Origin of the sequence: Microbacterium jejuense (assembly GCF_039544225.1) — a bacterium.
GTDB lineage: Bacteria > Actinomycetota > Actinomycetes > Actinomycetales > Microbacteriaceae > Microbacterium > Microbacterium jejuense.
In genome coordinates this window covers 622,551-645,733 of sequence record NZ_BAABLG010000008.1, presented here as the reverse complement: position 1 = coordinate 645,733, position 23,183 = coordinate 622,551, and the positions used below count along the sequence as shown (strand labels likewise).

General features: G+C 70.4%; 18 protein-coding genes. 4 read left to right on the top strand and 14 right to left on the bottom strand.

From position 1 onward, the window contains the following. Positions 1-4: 4 nt before the first annotated feature. The 4 genes from ABEA46_RS15590 to ABEA46_RS15575 form a co-directional block, all read right to left on the bottom strand. The gene (locus ABEA46_RS15590) at positions 5-1,042 is read right to left on the bottom strand and encodes a LuxR C-terminal-related transcriptional regulator (RefSeq protein WP_345545655.1); all 1,038 of its coding nucleotides are present in this window, start codon (positions 1,040-1,042) and stop codon (positions 5-7) included. A 46-nt stretch (positions 1,043-1,088) separates the two neighbouring features. Then, on the bottom strand, positions 1,089-2,090 hold the full coding sequence (locus ABEA46_RS15585; protein ID WP_345545653.1) for a LacI family DNA-binding transcriptional regulator: 1,002 nt from the start codon (positions 2,088-2,090) through the stop codon (positions 1,089-1,091). Positions 2,091-2,143: 53 nt separating this feature from the next. Beyond that, positions 2,144-3,790, bottom strand: coding sequence for an MGH1-like glycoside hydrolase domain-containing protein (locus ABEA46_RS15580; RefSeq protein WP_345545651.1), 1,647 nt, complete (start codon positions 3,788-3,790; stop codon positions 2,144-2,146). Positions 3,791-3,877: 87 nt separating this feature from the next. Further along, positions 3,878-5,200 carry an ABC transporter substrate-binding protein gene (locus ABEA46_RS15575; RefSeq protein WP_345545650.1) on the bottom strand — a complete coding sequence of 441 codons (1,323 nt, stop codon included), beginning with the start codon at positions 5,198-5,200 and terminating at the stop codon, positions 3,878-3,880. Between the two features lie 289 nt (positions 5,201-5,489). Between ABEA46_RS15575 and ABEA46_RS15570 the strand changes: the two genes are divergently transcribed. The 3 genes from ABEA46_RS15570 to ABEA46_RS15560 all read left to right on the top strand — a co-directional run bounded on the left by ABEA46_RS15570 (position 5,490) and on the right by ABEA46_RS15560 (position 8,840). Further along, positions 5,490-6,440: a carbohydrate ABC transporter permease gene (locus tag ABEA46_RS15570; RefSeq protein WP_345545648.1), complete on the top strand. Its 951-nt coding sequence runs from the start codon at positions 5,490-5,492 to the stop codon at positions 6,438-6,440. Positions 6,441-6,507: 67 nt separating this feature from the next. Continuing rightward, positions 6,508-7,419 carry a carbohydrate ABC transporter permease gene (locus ABEA46_RS15565; RefSeq protein ID WP_345545646.1) on the top strand — a complete coding sequence of 304 codons (912 nt, stop codon included), beginning with the start codon at positions 6,508-6,510 and terminating at the stop codon, positions 7,417-7,419. 11 nt (positions 7,420-7,430) lie between these two features. Continuing rightward, on the top strand, positions 7,431-8,840 hold the full coding sequence (locus ABEA46_RS15560) for a Gfo/Idh/MocA family protein (protein ID WP_345545644.1): 1,410 nt from the start codon (positions 7,431-7,433) through the stop codon (positions 8,838-8,840). A gap of 31 nt (positions 8,841-8,871) precedes the next feature. On the opposite strand, the gene ABEA46_RS15555 is transcribed toward ABEA46_RS15560, so the two are convergent. The 10 genes from ABEA46_RS15555 to ABEA46_RS15510 all read right to left on the bottom strand — a co-directional run bounded on the left by ABEA46_RS15555 (position 8,872) and on the right by ABEA46_RS15510 (position 20,186). Continuing rightward, entirely contained in the window at positions 8,872-9,867 is a 996-nt protein-coding gene (locus ABEA46_RS15555; protein WP_345545642.1) for a serine hydrolase domain-containing protein, read from the bottom strand. Continuing rightward, positions 9,864-11,282 carry a rhamnulokinase gene (locus ABEA46_RS15550; RefSeq protein ID WP_345545640.1) on the bottom strand — a complete coding sequence of 473 codons (1,419 nt, stop codon included), beginning with the start codon at positions 11,280-11,282 and terminating at the stop codon, positions 9,864-9,866. Before ABEA46_RS15550 ends, ABEA46_RS15555 begins: the two co-directional genes overlap by 4 nt. A gap of 127 nt (positions 11,283-11,409) precedes the next feature. Next, complete coding sequence (locus tag ABEA46_RS15545; protein ID WP_345545638.1) at positions 11,410-13,446, bottom strand: bifunctional aldolase/short-chain dehydrogenase; 2,037 nt, start codon at positions 13,444-13,446, stop codon at positions 11,410-11,412. Positions 13,447-13,552: 106 nt separating this feature from the next. Then, positions 13,553-14,407: an alpha/beta hydrolase fold domain-containing protein gene (locus ABEA46_RS15540; protein ID WP_345545636.1), complete on the bottom strand. Its 855-nt coding sequence runs from the start codon at positions 14,405-14,407 to the stop codon at positions 13,553-13,555. 104 nt (positions 14,408-14,511) lie between these two features. Continuing rightward, the gene (rhaI, locus tag ABEA46_RS15535) at positions 14,512-15,678 is read right to left on the bottom strand and encodes an L-rhamnose isomerase (RefSeq protein WP_345545635.1); all 1,167 of its coding nucleotides are present in this window, start codon (positions 15,676-15,678) and stop codon (positions 14,512-14,514) included. Further along, on the bottom strand, positions 15,675-16,067 hold the full coding sequence (locus tag ABEA46_RS15530; RefSeq protein WP_345545634.1) for an L-rhamnose mutarotase: 393 nt from the start codon (positions 16,065-16,067) through the stop codon (positions 15,675-15,677). The genes rhaI and ABEA46_RS15530 overlap by 4 nt, the downstream gene beginning before the upstream one ends. Before the next feature lie 102 nt (positions 16,068-16,169). Then, positions 16,170-16,952 (bottom strand): nucleotidyltransferase domain-containing protein, encoded by a 783-nt coding sequence (locus ABEA46_RS15525; RefSeq protein WP_345545632.1) that lies wholly within the window; start codon positions 16,950-16,952, stop codon positions 16,170-16,172. Beyond that, on the bottom strand, positions 16,952-17,773 hold the full coding sequence (locus ABEA46_RS15520) for a carbohydrate ABC transporter permease (protein ID WP_345545766.1): 822 nt from the start codon (positions 17,771-17,773) through the stop codon (positions 16,952-16,954). The genes ABEA46_RS15525 and ABEA46_RS15520 overlap by 1 nt, the downstream gene beginning before the upstream one ends. Before the next feature lie 83 nt (positions 17,774-17,856). Further along, on the bottom strand, positions 17,857-18,780 hold the full coding sequence (locus ABEA46_RS15515; protein WP_345545630.1) for a carbohydrate ABC transporter permease: 924 nt from the start codon (positions 18,778-18,780) through the stop codon (positions 17,857-17,859). An 89-nt stretch (positions 18,781-18,869) separates the two neighbouring features. Further along, complete coding sequence (locus ABEA46_RS15510; RefSeq protein WP_345545628.1) at positions 18,870-20,186, bottom strand: ABC transporter substrate-binding protein; 1,317 nt, start codon at positions 20,184-20,186, stop codon at positions 18,870-18,872. 267 nt (positions 20,187-20,453) lie between these two features. Between ABEA46_RS15510 and ABEA46_RS15505 the strand changes: the two genes are divergently transcribed. Beyond that, positions 20,454-23,144: a family 78 glycoside hydrolase catalytic domain gene (locus ABEA46_RS15505; protein WP_345545626.1), complete on the top strand. Its 2,691-nt coding sequence runs from the start codon at positions 20,454-20,456 to the stop codon at positions 23,142-23,144. The last annotated feature ends 39 nt before the right edge of the window (positions 23,145-23,183 follow it).

Below are 23,183 nucleotides of genomic sequence, written 5' to 3'. Positions count from 1 at the left end.
CGCGTCAGATCCAGTTGTTGCGCATGGCATGCCAGCCCAGCTGCACGCGAGAGGTCACCTGCGCGCGGTTCATGAGGGCGCGAAGCCGCCGCTGGATGGTGCGCGGCGACGTGCCCAGCTGACTGGCGGCGGCGGCATCCGTGAGCCCGGCGAGCATGAGCTGCAGCACCCGCCGGTCTTCGGTGGAGATCTGCGTGCCGTCGCTGAAGTACGGGCGAGCATGGCGCCAGGTGGTCTCGAACAGCTGGGTGCCCAGTACGACCAGCGGCGCGCGCAGGACGACCGATGCGCTGCCGCTCACCTGGATCATGCCCAGCTCCCCGTCGACGATCACGAGCTTCGCCAGCGGGTCGTCCACGATGCGGACCTCGTGACCGAGGGCCAGTCGCTCATCGAGGGCGCGGATCGCCGCGGGCTCGGTGAGGAAGTCGGTGTCGACGACGACGCGGTAGCGCACCCCGTCGTGATGCGCAGTGGCAGGCTCCGCGAGCGGATCGAAACCCGCGGACGCCCCGCGCGCGCCTTCGGGCTCCGGCTCCGGCTCCGGCGGATCCTCATAGATGCTCTCGGCGACCGGCACGACAAGATTCCGCCCGGTCTGGAACACGTCGATCGATCGTCGGGCGCCGCTCTCCAGCCGGCTGATCCAGGCAGCCTGAGCCGCTCTGCCCTCGACGAACTCGACGAGGTCGGACGCTGCAGACGCGGTGTGCTCGCGCCGGTAGGCGTCGACCAGCTCGAGGAACGCATCCTCGGCGCGACGCAGCCGGTCGCGCGACCTCGCCACCATCGGCCCGATCGCCAGCTCCGGTGCGACGGCGCGCCATCGGTGCTCCGTCGGCGATGACGTGGATGCCGGCACCGCGGGCTCGACGACGATCAGGCCGAGATCCCGCAGCTGCGAGACCGCACGTGTCACCACCGTCGCCGGGATCGCCAAGGCACGGGCGAGATCGGACTCGGTCGCGGCGGCGTGGGCGATGAGGAACCGGTACACGGCGTCGTCCGAGCCCGAACCCTCCAGACCGAGATCCCGCAGCATGGTCCCATTCTCGCCGAGACCGTGCGCGAGATGCGGCTGGGTACAGCTAGGCGCGGGGCGCCGCCGTCGAGCGCCGCACCTCCAGGCGCGGCTGGAAGACCACGTCGTGCTCGGGTGTCGTGCCCTCGATGAGCGAGCGCATGCGGCTCCAGGCGAGCGCGCCCAGCACCTCGTGCGGCACCGACGCCGTCGTGAGCGACGGCGACATGAAGCGCGCGAACGGGATGTCGTCGAAGCCGGTCACCGAGATGTCGTCGGGTACCCGCACGCCGCGCTCGACGAGGCCGTGCACGAGGCCGACGGCCACGAGATCGTTGAACGCGAGCGCCGCGGTCGCCCGCGAACGCACCACGGCCTCGACGGCGCCCAGGCCGCTCTCGCTGCCGGCCCCGCCCGCGACGCGCTCGACAGTGACACCCTTGACCGACCCGCTGAAGTCGGCCAGGCCCTGCAGCCGCTTCTCGTTGGCGACCCCGGCCGGCCCTTCGACATACACGAGCCGACGGTGGCCGAGCGAGTACAGGTGACGCGCGAGGGCCTCGAACCCGCTCCGGGAGTCGACCGACAGCGTCGGCGCGGTGACCGACGGGCTCGACCGGTTCATCAGCACGACGGGACCGAGCGTCTCGGTGGTGCGCACCAGGGCGTCCTCGGCCATGCGCGGTGCGCACAGCACCAGCGCGTCGCAGCGACGGCGGATCTCGGCCGCCAGCAGCGGCTCGTCCTCGGGCGATTCGGCCGAATCGGCGACGAGGACGCGGTACCCCTCGTCGCCGGCGGCCTTGCTGAGACCCGAGAGCACGGCCTGGAACGACGGGTTGGCGAGATCAGGCACGAGGAACGCGATCGCGTTCGTCTGCCCGAGGGCGAAGCTGCGGGCGAGATGATTCGGCGAGTAGTCGAGCTCGCGCGCCGCCGCGCGCACCCGATCGGCGATCTCGGGCTCGCCGAGGAACCGGTCGTTCATGACCCGCGACACCGTCGCCGGCGACACGCCGGCGTGCCGCGCGACCTCGGCGATCGTCGTCGCTCGGGTGCGTCTGACCAAGGAGGTCTCCTCTCGCGGGCCGCTTCGGCCCCCTCTGCCGCAGCGCCTTCATCCTAGAAGCGCGGCGGGGTGAAACCCGGGTGGCGCCGGGCCGTCACGTGTCCGTCGGCGACGGAGGCGTGGTCGTTGGGCCCGAGCGTGAGCGCGAGCGGGGGTGCGGCATCCCGTCGCAGTTCGCCCGAGACGGACGCCGCCGACAGCCCGACGACGCCCGAGACGCGACCGGTGCGGTCGAGGACGACCCGCCAGCCGCGGGGGAAACGCAGCCATCGCCGTCCGTTGCGATGCACCTCGACGCGCTCGTCGTCGGCGGCGAGCTCGTACCGCGTGCCCGCGACGGTGCGGGCGGCGGCGGTGGCGACGGCCGACCGGCCGTGATCGAGCCGCGTGGGCGGCATCCCGCTCAGCCAGACCTCGCCGTCCGCGCGCGGCAGCACGCCGCAGTCCGCCTCGAGCGCGTCGAGCAGCCACAGCATCGCGGGCGAGTAGCCGTCGGTGTAGCCGGCGTCGCCGGTCCACGGGTCCAGGCACTGGGCGAAGCGGTCATGACCGGCGACAGCACCCAGCAGCGCGCGCCGCACGAGGCTCAGCTCGGCGTGGCGGCCATGGGCCTCGAACGCCTGGGGTGCGCGCACGAGGCTGAGGAGGTTGACCGGACCCGCCCACGAGTTGCGGGTGTGGTCGTCGTCGAAGCGCGGGTCGTCCATCGCGATCGACGTGAATCCGGCCTGCGAGAGGAACCGGCGCGTGTTCATGAGGTGGCGCTCCAGCGCGCGGCCGAACAGCTCGTCGTCGCCGATGCCGCACGCCAGCACGCGCAGCAGCACGTCCGAGGCGACCCGCACGTGGCCATCCGTCGTGCGGTCGTAGAACATGCCGTCGCTCTCGTCCCAGCACTGGTCGAAGAGCGCGCGAGAGGATGCCGCCGCCCCGGCCTGCCACGGCGTCCCGTCTTCACCGAGCTCGGCGGCGATCAGCGCCAGGTGCTCGCGCTGACACGCGACGTTGGCGGTGAGATCGGGCGCGACATACGGCAGTCCGGGGACGTCGGGATCGAAGCGGGCCGCGTCGCCGCGGAAGCAGCGCTCGGGCACGTGCCAGAACCGCGGCGACAGGTCGTGGCCGGTGTCGAACGTGCAGAACGCCTCGACGCCTCCCGTTCCGCGGGTGTCACGGTGCTGCGCGAGCCAGGCGTCGTTGCGCGCCATGGCGTCGTACATGCGACGCAGATACTCGCGCGCGTCGGCGGTAGGCCCCGAGCGGAGGTAGTGGTGCCACACACTGCGGGCGAGCGGGGTGACCATCTGGATCTGGGTGAACGCGGCGCCGTCGGAGGTGACCTTGTACGGCAGCAGCCCGTCCTCGCGCGCCAGGTCGGCGAAGAGCAGGTGGGTCGCCCGCGTGATCGACGGGGCGAAGCGGTCGAGGATCTCGGCGCTCACGGTGGCGGTGCTCTCCAGCCAGGCGCCCGGGTACGCACCACCCTCGAACAGCGCGTCGACGCCGCCCAGCGGACCGATGCACCCGGCGAGCTCGCCGAGCGCCGCGTGCCAGCGCTCCTCGAGGCCGCCGCCGAGGGCGGCGAACGCGACCTCGCTGCGTCGCAGTCCGTCGTGCAGTGCGCCCGCGTTCGGGATGCCGGCACGCGCTACCGGGTCGCTCTCGCGCAGTCGCGACAGTGCGTCGTCGATCGCGGGCATCGCGCCTCCGTCGTCGTCGGTCGCGGTGCGACCGGAGAAGAGGAGTGCGGGCGGCCCCGCGGGGGAGCCGCCCGCACATCCGGGGGATCAGTCGTTCGCGAGCGAGGTCGTCAGCTCGTCGACCCACTGCTGCGCGCCGTCGGCGGCGGAGGTGCTGCCGAACAGGATGTCGGACTCGATCCGCTGCGAGAGCTCGTTGAGGATCGATCCGCCGGCCGGCTGCGGCGGGGCGACGACGCCGACGTCGAGCACGGACTCCAGGTACTCGGCCGCCTGCGTGTCGGCCGGGGTGAGGAGCGGCTTCACGACAGCGAGCGTCTCGGGGTTGAAGGGCAGCCCGCGGTTGGCGAGGATCACCTTCGCCGGCTCGGGCTGGTTCAGCAGCCAGTCCACGAGCAGCGCCGAGGCTTCGGGGTGCTTCGTGGTCGCGGCGATCGACCAGAACTGCGAGGGCAGCACGGCCACGCCCGAGCTCTTGGTCGAGGTCGGCGGGGTGACGATCTCGACGTCGCCGCCGGCGCCGCCCGCGTACGAGCCGATCTGGTTGCTGTACGAGAACGTCATGCCCGCTTTGCCGGTCCCGAACAGCGTCTGGTCGGGCGTCACGTTCCAGTGCTCGACGATGACCGACGGGTCGGGCAGGCCGCCGTCGGCGACGAGCTGCTGCTCCATCTCGTACCAGTCCTGGATCGTGTCGGCATCGACGGCGAGGTCGCCGTCCCAGTCGTAGATGCCGGTGTCGACGTACTGCGCGACGTAGGTGCCGAGGATGTCCTGGATGCGCAGGTCGAGGCCGACCACGCCGTCGCCGGCCTTGGCCGTGATCTCGTTGGCCGCGTCGATGAAGTCGTCCCACGTCCACGAGCCGTCGGGCAGGTCGACGCCCGCCTTCTCGAACACGGCCTTGTTGACGAGCAGGCCGATCGCGTTGCCGCCGGTGGGCAGACCGTAGAGCGTGTCGTCGACCGTGGCGTTGGTGAGGGTGAAGTCCGGGTAGGCATCGGTGGGCAGCTCTTCGCTCACGGTGGAGAGATCCAGCAGTGCGCCCGCATCGCCGTACTCCTGAGGCTTGGCGCCGCCGAGGGCGAACACGTCCGGTGCGGTGCCCGAGGCGAAGTCGGTCGCGAGACGGTTGAACAGGTCGTCGGGGGCGCCGACGGGCTCTTCGACGACCGTGATGTTCGGGTACTCCTCTTCGAACATGTCGATCGCCTCGGCCATGATGGCCGCGCGCTCGTCGTTGCCCCACCACGCGATGTGGAGCTCGACCTTCTCGGCGGGATCGAACCCGCCGGTGGGCGTCGCCGCCCCGCCTGTGCCGGTGCCGGAGCAGCCGACGAGGGCCAGGGTGGCGGCGAGCGTCGTGCCCATCGCGACCCGTGTCGCGATGGTTCGTGCGTTACGCGTCATTGCGTCTCATTTCTTCGTCGTGCCGGTGGGCCCCGGCATCGGGTGGCGGCGCCGGCGGCAGGACGTCACCGGTGGCGAGCAAGAAACCGCTTTCACCGGAAAGTAGCAAAGCGGTGCGGTCGTGTCAATTGTTGCCATTGCCGCGTTATTGAATCGTTCACGCGATGATCACCTCCTCTTGCCCCGGATCCGTGCGGGATATGTCGTTTGACGATCTCGCTCGCGTCGGGTAATACTGATCTTCAACGTGAAAGCGGTTTCACGAGATTCCGGCGACGAGGAGGTCCCCGTGAGCAGCATCGGCGAGCTGCGCCAGATGGCGGTGCAGGCGCGACGCGGCAGATCCGGCGGCGTGAAGACGAAGGCCAAGAACCCCGACAACAAGGCGGGGCACCTGTTCCTGGCGCCCTGGCTGGTCGGGCTCATCGTCTTCACGATCGGCCCGATGATCGCATCCCTGTTCCTCGCGTTCACCGACTACAACCTGCTCCAGCCGCCGACCTGGGCAGGCTTCGACAACTTCACCCGCATGATGGGCGACGCGCGGCTGTGGAACTCGCTGCGCGTGACGCTCGTGTACGTGATCGTGTCGGTGCCGCTGCAGCTCGCGCTCGCGCTCGCGGTGGCCGTGCTGCTGGACCGCGGCATGCGCGGGCTCGCGTTCTACCGGTCGATCTTCTATCTGCCGAGCCTGCTCGGCGGATCGGTGGCGATCGCGATCCTGTGGCGCCAGGTCTTCGGCAAGGAGGGTCTGGTCAACGCGTTCCTGGCGTGGTTCGGGATCGACGGGCCGGGCTGGATCTCGCACCCCGACTACGCGCTGGCGACGATCATCATCCTGCACGTGTGGACGTTCGGCTCGCCGATGGTGATCTTCCTGGCAGGACTGCGGCAGATCCCCGAGATGTACCACGAGGCCGCGCAGATGGACGGCGCCGGGCGGTTCCGCCGCTTCTTCTCGATCACGCTGCCGCTGCTGACGCCGATCATCTTCTTCAACCTGGTGCTGCAGATCATCTTCGCGTTCCAGTCCTTCACGCAGGCCTACATCGTCTCGGGAGGCACCGGCGGACCGTCGGACTCGACCATGTTCTTCACGCTGTACCTCTACAAGCAGGCGTTCACCGAGCTCAACATGGGCTACGCGTCGGCGATGGCCTGGCTGCTGCTGCTCGTGATCGCGGGCTTCACCGCCATCAACTTCTGGTTCTCGAAGTACTGGGTCTTCTATGACGACTGATGCGCCTCCCACCGAATATCCGCCCGTCAGCGAGAACCCGCCCGTCAGCCGAGGAGCACGCACCACCATGACCGCAGTGCACGAACTCGCGACGCCTCGCGTCGCCGAGCCTCAGGATGCCTCCGACCGACGTCGACGCCGGCTGCGGCGCCGCGGCGCCGTGCGGTCGGTGATCAAGCACATCGCCCTGATCGCGCTGTCGATCCTGATGATCTATCCGCTGATCTGGCTCGTGGTGTCCTCGCTCAAGCCCAACAGCGAGATCTTCACGGACCTCGGGATCTTCACGACGGACCTCACCCTCGACAACTACGTCCACGGGTGGACGTCGCAGCAGCTGCCGTTCAGCCACTTCCTGATCAATTCGACGATCCTCGTGATCGGCGCGACCATCGGCAACCTGGTGTCCTGCTCGCTCGCCGCGTACGCGTTCGCGCGGCTGCGGTTCTGGGGACGCAACGCGTACTTCGCGATCATGCTCGGCACGATCATGCTGCCGTTCCACGTCGTGCTGGTGCCGCAGTTCATCATCTTCCGTCAGCTGGGCTGGCTCGAGACGTTCCTGCCGCTCATCGTCCCGAAGTTCCTCGCGGTGGACGCGTTCTTCATCTTCCTGATGGTGCAGTTCATCCGCGGTCTGCCGAAGGAGATCTTCGAGGCCGCCCGCATCGATGGCGCCGGTCACCTGCGCATCTTCGGACAGGTGACTCTGCCGCTCATGGTGCCGGCCCTGGCCACGACGGCGATCTTCACCTTCATCTGGACGTGGGGCGACTTCTTCGGGCCGCTGATCTACCTGCGCACGCGCGAGAACTTCCCGGTGTCGGTGGCGCTCAAGGGCTTCATCGATGCGCAGTCGTCGTCGAACTACGGCGCGATGTTCGCGATGTCTGTCGTGTCGCTCATCCCGCTGTTCCTCGCGTTCCTGCTGGGCCAGCGGTACCTGGTCAAGGGCTTCGCGACATCGGGCATCAAGTGAGCGGGAAGCGGATGGGCGGGGATCGAGTGAGCGGGGACGGGGAACGAGTGGAGGGCGCCGCAGTGGCACGGACGAGGTATGCGCTGGTGGGAACCGGCAGTCGCGCACAGATGTACATCGACGCGATCGCGGGCCCGCACGCCGACGTGGCCGAGCTCGTCGCGTGGACCGACCCGAACCCGGGGCGACTCGACTGGCACGAGGCGCGGCTGCGCGAACGCGGCGCCCCGGTGCCCGCGCGCTTCGCACCCGACGACCTCGCCGAGGCTGTCGCGCGCTTCGGCGTCGACAGGGTCATCGTCACCTCGCCGGACTTCACCCACGCCGGCCATGTCGTGACCGCGCTCGAGGCAGGCGCGGATGCGGTCGTCGAGAAGCCGCTCACCACGAGCGAAGAGGGCGTGAGGCTCATCGCGGATGCCGCGGCCCGGACGGGCCGGTCGGTCACCGTCACCTTCAACTACCGCTACTCGCCGCGCAACTCGGCGCTGAAGGAGGTACTGCAGTCCGGACGCATCGGCGAGATCACGTCGGTGCACTTCGAGTGGCTGCTCGACACGTCGCACGGCGCCGACTACTTCCGCCGCTGGCACCGCGAGAAGGACAAGTCCGGGGGCCTCTTGATCCACAAGGCGTCGCATCACTTCGACCTCGTCAACTGGTGGCTCGCCGACGCCCCGGCCCGCGTCTTCGCGAGCGGCGGCCTGCGGTTCTACGGCGCGGCGAACGCGGCCCGCCGCGGACTCGGCCCGCGGCCGGCCCGGGGCTCCGAGGACTCCGCGCTGCGCGACGCGTTCAGCCTCGACCTGCGGGACGATCCCGAGCTGCGGGGGCTGTACTTCGAGCAGGAGGGCCACGACGGCTACCTGCGGGACCGCGACGTGTTCGGCGAGGGCATCACGATCGAAGACAACCTCTCGCTCGTGGTCGACTACGCCCGCGGTGCCTCGATGTCGTACTCGCTCAACGCGCATTCGCCGTGGGAGGGCTATGTCGTCGGCGTCAACGGCACGCGGGGGAGGGCCGAACTCACGGTCGTCGAGCGCGGCGACGTCCGCCTCGCCGCGAGCGGCCGGCCCGCAGCCATCGTCGACCCGAGCGCACATCCGGGTGCCGCCGCCACGGGCGACGCGCGGCCCGTCGCCGAGCGGCTCGTGGTGCAGCAGCACTTCGAGCCGGCCCGCGAGTTCGAGATCCCCGACGGGCACGGTGCGCACGGCGGGGGCGACGCCCAGCTGCTCGCAGAGCTGTTCCGCGGCGTCGGCCACGACCCGCTGGGCCGGGCCGCCACGTGGCACGACGGTGTGCGGTCGGTCGCCGTCGGCCTCGCGGGCAACCGTTCGCTGACCACCGGTCAGGCGGTGCGCGTCGGCGAGCTCGCTCTCGGTCCCGCGTCGGCGGCTCTCGCCCCGCAGGGGTGAGGCGCGGCCCGCGCCGGCCGGGCCAGGGGAGTCAGACCGCCGACACCACCGCGTTGTCGAGCTGGTCCACGTCGATCCCCGGCCGCTCGGCCTGGTTCGTCAGCAGCACGAAGGCCACGCCCGCGGTCGGGTGGACCCAGAACTCGGTGCCGGCCCAGCCGGCGTGGCCGAACACGTCGCGGTCGACGAGCCCGGGCGCGCGCGTGCGCAGGTTGAACGTGAAGCCCCAGTCCTGTCCGGCCGCGGCCGGATAGGGGTCGAGCCGCGGGATGTCGCCGGTCAGCGCCCGGCGCATCATGGCGAGTGTCGCGGGCTGCACGACGCTGCCCGTCGCGCCGCGGCCTATGCGCAGCAGCGCCGATCCGAGCGCGAGCAGGTCGGCGGCGGTGCCGATCATGCCCGCCCCGGGGTTGCGGTGGCTCGCGAAGCCGGTCATGTCGAGCCCGAGGCGTTCGGCGTCGACGACGGTGTGCGGGTCGACGCAGGGGTCGAGCGTGAACCCCGTGGCGCCCAGGTCTGCCGACCACGTCGCGATGTCGGCATCCCATTCCCATCCGGCGGTGCGCCGCACGAGCTCGACGATGCCGTCGAACGCGACTGTCGAGTAGCGGGAGGCGGCGCCGGCGGCGAAGTCGCGGCCGGGAGCGAGCAGGGCGGCGCGCAGCCCCTCGGCGGGATCGAGCGTGGGCTCGGGGATGCCGGCGGTATGACTCACGAGATGCCCGAGGCGCACGACGTCGTCGGCGTCGCGGCCGGCGCCGAAGGCGGGGACGGCGTCGGCCAGCGGGGTCTCGGTCGTGAGGAACCCGCGTTCGACGGCCCGCGCGGCGGTCAGGCCGGTGAGCACCTTGGTGATCGAGAACAGCCAGTACGGGTCGTCGACGCGGGCCGGGCGGCCCGCCGTCGCGCCGAACGCGTCGAGCGCCACGACACCGTCGGCCGTCGCGACGCCGAGGACCGCGGTGGGAAGGCGCCCGGCGTCGACGTGCCCGCGGGCCCAATCGAACGCGGCGCCGTAGCCTGTCACGCGTTCGGCTCGTAGCGCTCGGGAGACGTGGATGCCGCCACCACTCGCCGCAGATCCTCCAGGGTCGCGTCGGGACCGAACCAGCCGTGCGCGCGGGCCTGGACGAGGACGTTGCCGAGCGCGGTCGCCTCGACGGGGCCGGCGAGGACGGGCAGCCCCGAACGGTCGGCCGTCGCCTGGCAGAGCAGGCGGTTGAGCGCTCCGCCGCCCACGATGTGGATGACGTCGACGTCGCGGCCGGTCAGGCGCGCGGCCGTCGCGACGGCATCGGCGAACGCCTGCGCGATGCTCTCGACGATCGCACGGGCGAACGCGGCACGCGTGGCCGGGACCGCAGCGCCGGATTCGGCGATGACCGCGGCGATACGGGCCGGCATGTCGCCGGGCGCCGACAGGCGCGGGTCGTTCGCATCGAACAGCGGGACCTCGCCGGTAACCGCCGCCGCTTCGGCGAGCAGCCCGGGCAGGTCGATCGCGGCGCCGTCCTCGGCCTCCCAGGTGCGCACTGCCTCGCTCAGCAGCCACAGTCCGGTGACGTTGTGCAGGAACCGCACGCGCCCGTCGACGCCGCCCTCGTTGGTGAAGTTCGCCTCGCGCGCCTCATCGCTGACGACCGGCTCGTCGAGCTCGACGCCCACCAGGCCCCACGTGCCGCACGAGATGTACGCGGCGTCGGGGGTGCTCAGCGGCACCGCGACGACGGCCGACGCGGTGTCGTGCGAGCCGACCGCCACCACCTCGAGCGGCGCGCCGATGCGTTCGCGCGCCTCGCCGCGCAGCGTGCCGAGCACCTCGCCCGGGTCGACCAGCGAAGGGAGAATGGATGCCGGAAGCCCGAGCCGCGCGGCCAGCTCCAGGTCCCACTCGCCGGTGCGGACGTCGACCAGGCCCGTCGTCGACGCGTTGGTGCGCTCGGCGACCCGCGCGCCGGTCAGCAGGAACGCCACCAGGTCGGGGATCAGCAGCGACACCTCGGCGTCGGCCAGGCGCTCCTCGACCGCGTACTGGTACAGCGTGTTGAACGGCAGGAACTGCAGGCCATTGCGCCGGTACAGCTCGGCGGACGGGGCCGCCCGGTGGACGGAATCCACTCCCCGCGCGGTGCGCTCGTCGCGGTAGTGGAACGGCTCGCCGAGAACCTCGTCGCCGTGCACCAGACCGTAATCGACAGCCCACGAGTCGATGCCGATGCTCGCGATGCCAGGCTCGCGGCGCAGGGCCTCGGTGAGGCCTTCGACGATGTGCCGGTACAGCGCGGTGAAGTCCCAGTGCAGGCCGCCGTCCGGGCCATCGACGGGCCCGTTCGGGAAGCGCGCGACCTGCTCCAGGCGCAGCTCGCCGTCGTCGACGTAGCCGAGCATGACGCGGCCGCTCGTCGCGCCGAGGTCGACCGCCGCGACGACGCCGCCGGTCACCGGACGCCCCCCATCTCGCCGGCACCCTTCGTCGACACCGCGGTTTCTCGCCGAGCAACCGCGTTACCGGCGTCGATAGCGGGGTGCCTCGACGAGATCGCGGCTTCTCGGCCGAGTCCGGTCGCGGTCATCGCAGGAAGGCGGCGGCGACGCCGGAGTCGACGGGGATGTGCAGGCCGGTGGTGCGGGACAGCTCGGGGCCGGTGAGGACGTACACCGCGTCGGCGACGTTCTCGGGCACGACCTCGCGCTTGAGGATCGTGCGGTTGGCGTAGAACTGGCCGAGGTCCTCTTCCTTGACGCCGTAGGTGGCGGCGCGGTTGGCGCCCCAGCCGGCGGCGAAGATGCCCGAGCCGCGCACGACGCCGTCGGGGTTGATGCCGTTGACGCGCACGCCGTGCTCGCCGAGCTCGACCGCGAGCAGGCGCACCTGGTGGGCCTGGTCGGCCTTGGTGGCCGAGTACGCGATGTTGTTCGGGCCGGCGAAGACGGAGTTCTTCGACGAGATGTAGATGACGTCGCCGCCCATCCTCTGCTCGATGAGCGCCTTCGCGGCGGCCTTCGAGACCAGGAACGAGCCCTTCGCCATGACGTCGTGCTGCAGGTCCCAGTCCTTCTCGGTGGTCTCCAGCAGCGGCTTCGACAGCGACAGCCCGGCGTTGTTGACGACCAGGTCGATGCCTCCGAACGCGAGCAGCGTCGCGTCGATCGCGGCCTGCACGCCGTCGGCGTCGGCGACGTTCGCGGCCACGCCGATCGCGACATCGGTGCCGCCGAGCTCGGCCGCGGCGGCCTGCGCCTTCTCCAGGTCGAGGTCGGCGACAACGACGCACGCGCCCTCGGCGGCCAGGCGGGTCGCGATGGCCTTGCCGATGCCCGACGCGGCGCCCGTCACGAACGCGATGCGCCCCTGGTGGGTCTTGGGCTTGGGCATGCGCTGCAGCTTGGCCTCTTCGAGCGCCCAGTACTCGATGCGGAACTTCTCGGCGTCCGAGATCGGCGCGTAGGTCGACAGCGCCTCGGCGCCGCGCATCACGTTGATCGCGTTGACGTAGAACTCGCCCGCCACGCGCGCGGTCTGCTTGTTCGCACCGTACGAGAACATGCCCACGCCCGGCACCAGCACGATGAGCGGGTCGGCGCCGCGGATCGCGGGGGACTCGTCGGTCGCGTGGGCGTCGTAGTACGCCTGGTAGTCGGCGCGGTACGCCTCGTGCAGCTCGGTCAGGCGGGCGATGGATGCCTCGACCGTCGCGTCGGCCGGCAGATCGAGGATCAGCGGCTTGACCTTCGTGCGCAGGAAGTGGTCGGGGCAGCTGGTGCCCAGTGCGGCGAGAGCGGGCGCCTTCTCGGACGCGAGGAAGTCGGTGACCACGGCCGCGTCGGTGAAGTGGCCCACCATGGGCTTGTCGGTCGACGCCAGTCCGCGGATCGTGGCTGCCAGTGCAGCGGCCTTCGTGCGGCGCTCGGCCTCGGGCAGCGCCTCGAAGCCGGCACGCACGCCGCCGAACGGCTCGGCCGCCCCGTTGGCGTCGATGTACGTCTGCGCGGTCTCGATGATCCACAGCGAGTTCGCCTCGGCCTCGTCGGACGTGTCGCCCCACGCGGTGATGCCGTGGCCGCCGAGGATCGTGCCGATCGCCTGCGGGTTGGCCGCCTTGATCGCGGCGATGTCGAGGCCAAGCTGGAAGCCGGGGCGGCGCCACGGCACCCACACGACCTTGTCGCCGAAGATCTTGGCGGTGAGCTCCTCGCCGTCGGCGGCGGTCGCGATCGCGATGCCGGCGTCGGGGTGCAGGTGGTCGACGTGCGCGGCATCCACGAGTCCGTGCATCGCGGTGTCGATCGACGGTGCGGCCCCGCCCTTGCCGTGCAGGCAGTAGTCGAACGCGGCGACCATCTCGTCCTCGCGCTCCACGCCCGGGTACACGTCGACGAGCGCCCGCATGCGGTCCAGGCGCAGCACCGCGAGGCCCTCGGGCTTGAGGGTGCCGAGGTCGCCGCCCGAGCCCTTGACCCACAGCAGCTCGACAGGCTCGCCGGTGACCGGATCGGTCTCGGTGCCCTTCGCGGAGGTGTTGCCGCCCGCGTAGTTGGTGTTCTTCGGGTCGGCGCCGAGGCGGTTCGACCGGGTGATCAGGTCGGTGACGGCCGGGTTGGTCATGATGCGTTCCTTACGTGGGCAGTTTCGGGTTCGTTCGTCACCTGTGCGCGTCTCGGGGCCGGTTTCGCGCGCACAGGTGACGAATGAACAGGGAGGGTGAGGGGAGTCATCGGGATGCCGGAGCCAGGGCCGGGAGGGCGGCGAGGCGCTCCGCGAAGCGGGTGAGGGTCATGGATGCCGCAGCCTCCTGCGGGCGGTTCAGATGGCCGTGCTCGGTGCCCGGCTCGGCCAGGACGTCGATCGGACGGCCGGCGGCGCGCAGCGAGGCGGCGAACGCCTCGCCGGACACGCGCAGCTCGTCGACCTCGCCGTTGACCATCAGCGTCGGCGGGAACTCCACGAGGTCGACCGGGCGGGCACGGCCGGGGATCGCACCCAGCGGGGCGCGGTCGACGGGGCCGCCGAGGTAGTTCTCATACATCGCGAGCACGAGATCGGGGCCGAACCGGTCGGCCGTGGGCTGCGCGTCGAGGGCTGCGCGCAGCGCCGCATCGGGAGCGGGCTGCACGGCGAGCAGGGTCGGGTAGGCGAGCAGCGCCAGGGCCGGGCGCACCTCGGCGCGCCGCTCGATCAGCCGCAGCGCGGCGCCCGCGGCCAGGTTGCCGCCCGCGCTCGTGCCGCCGATAGCGAGACGGGTGCGGTCCACCCGCAGCCGGTCGGCGTTGTCGACCGTCCATGCCCACGCCGAGAGCATGTCGTCGGATGCCGCAGGGTAGGGGTGTGCGCCCGCGGTCCGGCCGGCGGCATCCCACCCTTCCGGGATCGGCGCGAGGCGGTAGTCCACCGACACCACCGTCGTGCCGCGCGCGGCCAGCTGCGAGGCGACCCAGTCGGACTCGGGCATGTCGAGGTCACCGAACGCGAACGCGCCGCCGTGCGCCCACACCAGTCCGGTGCCGTTCGGCTCGCGCGCGGGATAGACGCGGACGAGTCCGCCGGCGGCGGAGTAGGGCTCGCTCATGAGGGTCCTTCGGAGTTCGGGCCGGCGGCGGTGCCGGCATCGAGATGGTGCACCCGGGGGGTGGGGATCGGCATCCCACACCCCGGGTGGGTCTGTGTCGGCGCTTACGCGCCCCAGCCGGCCTGCGTGCCGCCGACGCGGTCGGCCGCGATCTTCGACTGGTAGCCGGATGCCGCGTACGCCGCCATCGGGTCGGCCGCAAGGCCCCGCGACTCGCGCCATTCGGCCAGGGCCGGGCGCACGTCGGTGTAGAACGCATCCATGAACACCGCGTTGGCGGCCAGCACGTCGTTCGCCTGCTGCGCGGCCGCGAGCGCGTCGCGGTCGACGAGCAGAGCGCGCGCCGTCATCTCCTGGACGTTGAGCACCGAGCGGATCTGGCCCGGGATCTTGTCTTCGACGTTGTGGCACTGGTCGAGCATGAACGCCACGTCGGGGTTGTTCAGCCCGCCGCCGCGGATCACCTCGAAGATGATGCGGAACAGCTGGAACGGGTCGGCCGCCCCCACGATGAGGTCGTCGTCGGCGTAGAAGCGCGAGTTGAAGTCGAACGAGCCGAGCTTGCCGAGTCGCAGCAGCTGCATCACGATGAACTCGATGTTCGTGCCCGGCGCGTGGTGGCCGGTGTCGAGGCACACCATCGCCTTGTCGCCGAGGGCGACCACCTGCGCGTACGAGGTGCCCCAGTCCGGAACATCGGTGTGGTAAAACGCCGGCTCGAAGAACTTGTACTCCAGCACGAGGCGCTGCTCGTCCGACAGACGGTCGTAGATCTGCTGCAGCGAGTCGTGCAGGCGGTCCTGCCGGGCGCGCATGTCGGCCTGGCCCGGGTAGTTCGAGCCCTCGGCGAGCCAGATCTTGAGGTCGCGCGAACCGGTGGCGTGCATGATGTCGATGCACTCGAAGTGGTGGTCGATGGCCTTCTGACGGATGCGGTCGTCGTGGTGCGTGAGCGCCCCGAACTTGTAGTCCTCGTCCTGGAAGGTGTTCGAGTTGATCGTGCCGAGGCTGACGCCGAGGTCTTCGGCGTGACGGCGCAGGTCGGCGTAGTCCTCGACCTTGTCCCACGGGATGTGCAGCGCGACGCTGGGCGCGAGCTTCGTGTAGGCGTTGACCTGTGCGGCGTCGGCGATCTTCTCGTAGGGGTCGCGCGGGGTGCCGGGCGTCGTGAACACGCGGAAGCGGGTGCCGGAGTTGCCGAACGCCCAGCTGGGCAGTTCGATGCCCTGGCCCTCGAGGGTGGACAGGTTGTCGGGTGACAGCGTCGTCATGATGCGGTGCTCTCGTTCTCGGATGCGGTGGCCGCAGCCTCCGCCGCGGTCAGTTGGTCGTGGAGGTTGAAGATCTCGGTGAGGGGCGTGGCGGCCTGATCCGGGCGGCCGTCGAGGCCGACGAAGAAGCGGCCCATCTCGGCCTCCCAGCGCGCGGCCACCTCGGAGCCGGCGAGGTAGGCCTGCGCCGCCTCGTCGTCATCGGTCTCGTAGTAGCCGATGAGCCGGCCGCCGTCGCCGAGGAACAGCGAGTAGTTGCGGCGCCCCGCAGCCGCGATCTCGGCGAGCATCTCGGGCCAGACCGGCGTGTGGCGGGCGATGTACTCGTCCAGCAGCTCGGGGCGGATCACGAGCTGGAAGCACACCCGCTTCGTCGCGGTGCTCGTCATGGAGGACTCCTGTGGGACGGGGGATGCCGCGAGGAGCGGCATCCGTTCGTGAATCGTTTCAACGATAGATGCCCGCGCGCTTCTCCGCAAGTGGGAAAGCGCTCACCAGAACTCGGCGGGGACACCTCCTCGCAGCCAGTGCAGCTCGTTGTCGCGGATGAAGGTCGACAGGGTGTCGCCCGGCGACAGCCCGTCGCCCAGCCAGGCGTCGAGCACCCGCAGCAGCTCGGCGCCCGATGCCGTGTCGGGATCGTCCACGACCCGCTCCCACGCGGCGACGAAGCCCTCCGGCGTCGATACGGCGCGCACCAGCTTCGAGATGTACTTCGGTCCCGGCAGCATGACGCGGTTCGCCGCGAGTGCCGCCCGGGCGGCGGCGAGCGCCAGGTGCAGACCCGCGTGGCGGCGCAGGAACTCGTCGCCGCGCTCGGTCGCCTGCCGCAGGAAGTAGCCGCCGTGCAGGCGGGCCTGGGCGACGTGGGAGCGGACCCGCTCGTCCCACACCTCGTCGGGGAGCGTCGCGATCCGGGCGACGGTGTCGCCGAGGTCGGGCAGCTCGCTCCACGCGACGCGCGCGCCGAGGAACGACGCCCGCGTCGGGTCGTCCGCCCGCTCGACGGCCGCGCGGAGGTACGACGGGCTCACGAGCTTGATGTCGATGTACGAGCCGGGGTAGTCGGCGTCCCGGCGCTCGACCCACGCGAACCTGCCGGCGGCGGTCTCGGCCTCGAAGCGCGCGTCGTCCACGACGAGGTACACGTCGACGTCGGAGTCTGCCCGCTCCCTGCCCTGCGCGACGGAGCCGACGAGCACGACGCCCAGGGCGCCGGGCTCGCCGCGGACGGAGTCCACGTACGCGGCGAGCGCCCGCTCCTGCTGCTCCATCAGCCTTTGACCGCCCCACTGGTCATGCCCGCCACGATCTGCCGGTTGAAGAAGATGTACATGATCAGCGGCGGGATCGTGATGAGCAGGATGTCCATGAACAGCAGGTTCCACTGGCTGAGGTTCTGGCTGGAGAAGTTGTACAGCGTCAGCTGCACCGTCGCGTTGTCGTCGCCCGGGAAGAAGTAGAGCGGGTTGGTGAAGTCGTTGAAGACCGCCACCGCCTGCACCACGATCACGGTGATCACGACCGGCTTGAGCAGCGGCAGGATGACCGTGAAGAAGAGTCGCAGCGGTCCGGCGCCATCGATCGTCGCCGCCTCGTCCAGCTCGCGCGGGATCGTCGAGACGAACGCCCGGAACAGCAGGATGCAGAACGACAGCCCGAAGGTGACCTCGATGAGGATCATGCCCGGCATGGTCTTGAAGATCCCCAGGCTCTGCATGACCCAGATCGTGGGCACGACAGCCGGCGGGACGATGAGCCCCGCGAGCACGAAGAAGTTCACCAGGGCGTTCCAGCGCGACTTGCGGCGCTGGAGGACGTAGCCGACCATCGCCGCCAGGACGACCATGAGGGCCACCGACGCGACGGTGAGGATCGTGCTGTTGATGAATGCCGTCACGAGGATGAAGTCGCGGGCCGAGAAGACGGCGACGACGTTCTCCCACAGCTGCCACCCCTGCTGCGGCAGTGAGAACTCCAGCAGCGAGGCTTCCTGCTCGTTCTTGACCGCGGTGACGAAGATGAACGCGAACGGCACGATGAAGACGACGATCGACGCCAGGATCGCGATGATGCCGACGAAGTACTTCTTCATGAACCGCCGGAACGTCAGCGGTCTGCGGTCGGCCCGGATGCGGCCGGGCTTCGCCCCGGCGGTGGTGAGGGTGCGCGTGAGGCTCATGACTCGACCTGCCGCTTCGTGAGGTAGTGGTTGATGGGCAGCACGATCGCGGTCACCACGATGAACAGCACCACGTTGCCGGCCGTCGACAGGCCGTAGAAGCCCGCCTGGTACTGCTTGTAGATGACCGACGCGATCACGTCGGACGAGAAGCCCGGGCCGCCGCGGGTCATCGCCCAGATGAGGTCGAACGAGCGCAGGCCGCCGATCAGCGACAGCAGCACGACGGTCGCGGTGGCGGGCTGGACGAGCGGCAGCGTGATGTTGCGGAACGTCTTCCATGCACTCGCGCCGTCGACCTTCGCCGCTTCGAAGTACTCCTGGGGGATCGCGACGATGCCCGCGATGTAGATGAGCGTCGCGATGCCGACGCCCTTCCAGACGTCCACGAGGGCGACCGAGAACAGCGCCCACGCCGGATCGGTGAGCCAACCCGGCCCCTGGATCCCGAACACCGCGAGTGACTTGTTGATGAGTCCGTCGAACGGGTCCATCAGCACCTTGAAGGTCACCCCGACGCCGATCGTCGAGACCAGCACGGGGAAGAAGATGGTCGCGCGCAGGTATCCGCGTCCGAGGATGCTCCCGGTCAGCAGCAGTGCGAGGGCCAGGCCCAGGACCACCTTGAGTCCCGACGTCACGAAGCCGTAGATGAAGGTGTTGATGAGGCCCTGGAAGAGCATCGGCTCGCTGAAGAACGTGACGAAGTTGTCGAACCCGATGAACTCGACGTCGAACAGCGACCAGCGCGTGAGGCTGAAGTAGAAGGATGCGAAGGTCGGCACCGCGAAGAGCGCGACGTAGAGCACGCCGGACGGGATGTAGAACCATGTGGGGTACATGCTCTTCATCCGCTTGCGCTTCTTGTGGGGCGGTGGAGCCTCTGCGGCCGCGGTGGGGCGCTCTGCGATGGTCGTCATGTCATCTCCTTCGATGAGTGCACGTGTCGTGAAGCGGGGGCCGCGCCGTGCCCGGCGCGACCCCCGGCGGTTCTCTCAGACCCGCTGGATCACCAGCCTTCGAGGCCCAGCTGCTGCGCCTGCTTGACGACATCCTCGTCGTACAGGGCCGCGCCGTCCTTCGCCGAGCTGATGCCCGAGCCGACCTGCACCGTGATGTTCTCGAGGTTCGGTCCCTTGATCGGCGAGAGGAACTCCAGCGCCGGGTTGGTGTTGCCGTCGTCGAAGTACGGCTGCATGTCCTTCAGCAGACCGGGCACGTCGTCCGGCAGCGTGCAGGCGCTCGTGGCGAACGGGCCGCTGGGCACCATGACCGTGGTCTGGACTTCGCAGCCGTCGGGCGAGTTGATGAACGCGACGAACTTCTTCGCGGCCTCGAGCTTGTCGCCTTCGGTCGTCTTGGGGATGTAGACCGCGTTGGGCAGCCAGACCGTCAGCTTGGTGTCTGCGGCGTCGTGAGCGGGCAGCGCGAACACGCCGAGGTTCTCGAGGTCGTCCGGGTAGTTCTGCTGGAACGTCGAGACGATGCCGGTGAGGATCGGGTACTGCGCGCCGACACCGGTGGCGACCATCTTTGCGCCGTCGTCGTACAGCGCCGACGCGTAGTCCTGGTTCCACCAGCCCTTGTCGAAACCCTCCTGCTGGTTGGCGAAGCCGGCGAGGGCGGGCTCGTCGACGTACTTGCGCTCGCCCTTGGTGTAGGCCTCGGCCCAGTCGGGATCGGCGGCGAGCACGTTGCCGAAGTCGCCGAGCACGAACAGCTGGCTGGTCCAGGTGTCGCCGTAGGTCTGGATGACGGGGGTGATGCCGGCAGCCTTGATCTTCTCGTTGTTGGCTTCGAACTCGGCCCAGTCCTTCGGGACGGAGAGGCCGAGGTCGGCGAAGACCTTCTTGTTGTACACGACGGCGCCGGCCTGGCTCGCTCCCAGAGGTGCGCCGTAGATGTGGCTGTCGGTCGAGACGACGGCCTTCATCGTGTCGATGAGCCCGTCGACCCAGTCCTCGTCGTCGAGCGGTACGAGGTTCTGGTCGGGGTTGAGGGCCTGGAACAGCGAGCCCGAGTTGTAGCCGAAGACGTCCTCCATCTCGCCGGTGGCGAGCTTGGTCTTCATGAGGTTGTCGCCCTCGGTGCCGGCCGGCTGGGTCTCCAGCTTGACCGTGATGTCGGGGTTGGCCTTCTCGAACGCGTCGATGAAGGCGTTGGCGACATCGACGTTGGTGCCGGTGTTCTGCGTCAGGAACGAGATCTCGACCTTGCCGTCGCTCGATCCGCCGCCACCGCCGCCGCTGCACGCGGCCAGCGGCACGGCCAGTGCCACGATGCCCGCACCCGCGAGGAGCACTCTCCTGGTCGGGGAGCTCTTCATCTTTACCTCCTTGTAAAGCCGAGCGGAGGGTCCGCCCACGCTGCCGGAATTCCTTGGTGCCACATCGAACGGTTCGGGTCCCCACGGGTTGAAACCATTCAACTTCTCGTACGGTACGACCCGATGGGCGCGCGGGTCAACAGGTCGATGTAGAACGCTCCATCACGATCGTGTAACGGTCTACACATTGGTTGACAGCGAGCCCTGAATCGTTTCACGATGGTCGGGCGGGCGGCGAAGCGGCCGATCCGCCGAAAGGACTCGGCCATGACGGCATCCCTCCCCGCCCCCACGTCCTCCGATGCGGCGACCCGCGTGACCGAGCTGCGCAGCCAGCACGGAGCGGGCCTGATCGGCGTTCCGCGCACCGGGCTGCGGCTCAGCTGGCGCGCCGAGAGCGACGACCCGCAGGCGCGCTTGGTGGGGTACCAGCTCGCGTCCGGCGCCGAGGGCGGCGCGCTCGCCGAGGCCGCGCCGGTCCTCGCCTCGCGCACCACCGGCATCGCGGTCGAGGGTGCCCTCGCGCCCCGCGAGCGCCGTGCCTTCGCCGTGCGCGTGGCCACGACGGCCGGCTGGTCCGCGTGGAGCGAGCCGTTCATCGTCGAGGCCGGCGTGGACGGCCCGGGACTCACGGCCCGGGTCATCGGCCTCGACACGCCTGCCGACGGGCCCGTCCCGCTGCTGCGCACAGAGTTCACGCTCGCGCAGGCGCCGGCAGCGGCGCGGCTGCGGCTGAGCGCCGTCGGGCTCGTGGATGCCTGGGTCAACGGGGTGCGGGCCTCCGATGCGCTGCTCACACCGGGGTGGACGTCGTACCAGGAGCGCATCCTCATCGACACGCTCGATGTGACGGCACTGCTGCGCGAGGGCGTCAATGTCGTCGTGCTGGCCGTCGCCGACGGCTGGTATCGCGGCAGCTTCGGATTCGCGCGCCGCCAGGCGATCTACGGCGACCGCACCGGCGCACTCGCGCAAGTCGAGGCCGACGGCGAGATCGTGACGAAGACGGATGCCTCGTGGCAGGCCGGTCCCGGCGCGATCCGCAGCGCGAGCATCTACGACGGGACGGTCACCGACCTGCGACTGGACGACCCCGCGGTGCACCAGCCGGGGTTCTCCGGCGAGAACTGGGGGGCGGCATCCCTCGTCGACATCGACCCGGCGCGGTTCGAGCCGCGGTCCGCGCCTCCGGTGCGGGTCGTCGCCGAGCTGCCGATGACCCTGTCGGCCCACAGCGGCCGCACGCGACTGGACGGCGGCCAGAACCTGTCGGGGTGGGTGCGGCTCACCGTGCGCGGACGCGCGGGCGATGTCGTCACCGTGCGTCACGCCGAGGTGCTCGAGCCCTCGGGCGACCTGCATGTGAAGGCGCTGCGCTCGGCCAGGGCGACAGACGTGTACACGCTCGGCGCCGACGGCGAGCAGGTGCTCGAACCGGCGTTCACGTTCCACGGCTTCCGGTACGCCGACGTCGACGGCGCCGAGGTCGTCGAGGCCACGGCCGTCGCGATCTCCAGCGACCTGAGCCCGCGCAGCACGTTCTCGTCGTCGCACGAGGCGCTGGACCGCTTCCACTCGAACGTGTTCTGGTCGCAGCGCGACAACTTCGTCTCGGTGCCCACCGACTGCCCGCAGCGCGACGAGCGCCTCGGCTGGACCGGAGACGCGCAGGCCTTCGCCGCGACCGCGAACACCCTGATGGACGCCGAGGCGTTCTGGATGTCGTGGCTGCGCGACCTCGAGATCGACCAGACCGACGAGGGCGGCGTGCCCGCGGTCGTGCCCGACATCATCCGTCCGCAGGACATGCTGATGGGCGGTGTCCCGACCGAGAACATGGGCCGTGCCGGCTGGGCGGATGCCGCCACCATCGTGCCCCTCGCCGTGTACGAGTCGTACGGCTCGGAAGAGGTGCTGGTGCGTCAGCGCCGCAGCATGCGTCGCTGGGTCGAGCACCTGCGCCGTCGCGCGGGCGAGGGCGACGTGCTGCCCGGCGGCGACTTCCAGTTCGGCGACTGGCTCGACCCCGACGCGCCGGGCGAGCGGCCGTGGGAGGCGAAGGTGTCGTCGGAGTTCGTGTCGAACGCCTTCTACGCGTGGTCCGCGCGCCTGCTCGCCCGTGCCGAGCGGGTGCTCGGCGACACGGTGTCGGCCGATGACTACGACGCGCTCGCCGACCGCGTCGGCGGCGCGACGTTCGCGCGCTGGGGCGACGAGGCGGTGCAGACCCAGAGCGGCGCCGCGATCGCCCTGGAGTTCGGGCTCGCCCCGGCGGCGCGCCGCGACGAGATCGCCGCCGGCCTCGCCGCGAACGTGCGGCGGGAGAACGGCCGCATCGCGACCGGGTTCCTCGGCACGCCGCTCGTGCTGTTCGCGCTGTCGCACGCCGGCTACCTCGACGAGGCCTACCTCATGCTGCTGCGCCGCGAGGCGCCGTCGTGGCTGTACCAGGTGGACCGCGGCGCGACGACGGTGTGGGAGCGCTGGGACGCGATCCTGCCCGACGGCAGCATCCACTCCGGCGCGATGGACGCACTGCCGACCGAGGACGCGTCCGAGGACGACACCGGCATGCTGTCGTTCAACCACTACGCCTACGGCGCGATGATCGACTGGGTGTACCGCACGGTGGCCGGCCTCGCCCCGGATGCCGACGACCCCGGCTACCGCACGGTGCATGTCGCGCCGCGCCCGGCGGTCGGGCTCGACTGCGCCGCCGCGTCGATCCGGACCCCGCACGGCCGCCTCGCGATCGACTGGCGCGTCGACGGCGACCGGTTCGAGGTGACCCTCGAGGTGCCCTTCGGCGCGCGGGCGCTGCTGGACCTTCCCGTCACCGCGACCTCCGTCGTCACCGTGGGCGACGCCCCGGCGCCCGCCGAGCTGCCCCACGGCATCCACCGCATCGTCGTCACCGCTCCCGCCGTCGCGGCGCCCGCTGCGCTCGTGTCCGCCTGATCGCGGCATCCACCCGTCCGAACTCGAAGAAGACCGCAA